Annotated in this window: 1 pseudogene; it reads right to left on the bottom strand. The window is 64.1% G+C overall.

Annotated elements, in window-relative coordinates:
- Positions 1 to 17 precede the first annotated feature (17 nt).
- Positions 18 to 992: pseudogene (locus K7H22_RS19970) on the bottom strand (IS3 family transposase); the annotation flags it as partial.

The following is a 992-nucleotide window of genomic DNA, read 5'->3' as shown; positions in this document are numbered from 1 at the left end:
GACGTTGCCCCCAACTTTTATCCAGCGTGAGCGAGACTCTGGGCTTGAGTTTTGCCCATTTGGGCGGGTTGGGCAACGGGGGCTGGCGCGGAGCTTTGCGGATTGCGCAGCGTCAGGCCCCGTTGCAGGGTGAAGGTTTGGGCGAACGCGGCAGGCGTCTGCCAGCCGAGGCGCGAATGGGGGCGTTCGGTGTTGTGGTCCGTGCGCCAGGCGGCCAGTGTGGCGCGGGCATGGCTCAGAGACGGGAACAGCGTCTCGTTCAGGAGTTCGTCCCGTAGGCGACCGTTGAAGCTTTCGATGAAGGCGTTTTGGGTCGGCTTGCCCGGCGCGATGTAATGCCAGTCGATCTTGCGGTCATCGGCGAAGGTCAGGATCGCGTTCGAAGTGAACTCGGTCCCATTGTCGCTGACCACCGTTGCGGGTTTGCCCCAGGTATCGAACAGGGTTGCCAGTTCCCGCGCGACCCGTGCGCCTGAGAGCGAAGTATCCGCGATCAGGGCGAGGCATTCGCGTGTGCAGTCATCGACCACGGTCAATATCCGGAACCGGCGGCCATCGGTCAACTGGTCCGACACGAAGTCCAACGACCAGCGCTGGTTCGGCATCAGCGGCAGCACCATCGAGGCCCGCGTGCCGATCGCCCGCTTGCGCCCGCCCCGGCGCCGCACATGCAGTCGCTCTTCGCGGTAGATACGGAACAGGCGTTTATGGTTCACCTCATAGCCCTCGCGCCGCAAGAACACATGCAGCCGCCGATAGCCGAACCTGCGGCGAACCTTGGCCAGTTCCTTCAGCCTCTCCCGCAGCACGGGATCATCCTGCCGGATCGCCTCATAGCGCATCGTCATCCGGCAACAGCCGATGACCCGGCACGCCCGCCGTTCGCTCATCCCGTGGCCTTCCACAAGATGCGCGACCGCTTGCCGCTTCGCGGCGGGCGCTACCATTTTTTTCCGAGCAGGTCCTTCAGGGCCGAATTGTCCAACATGGCG

The organism is Seohaeicola saemankumensis (assembly GCF_021021435.1).
In the GTDB taxonomy this organism is placed as follows: Bacteria; Pseudomonadota; Alphaproteobacteria; order Rhodobacterales; family Rhodobacteraceae; genus Seohaeicola.
The sequence above is the reverse complement of the archived record's forward strand: the minus strand, read 5'-3'. Positions and strand labels throughout refer to the sequence as shown.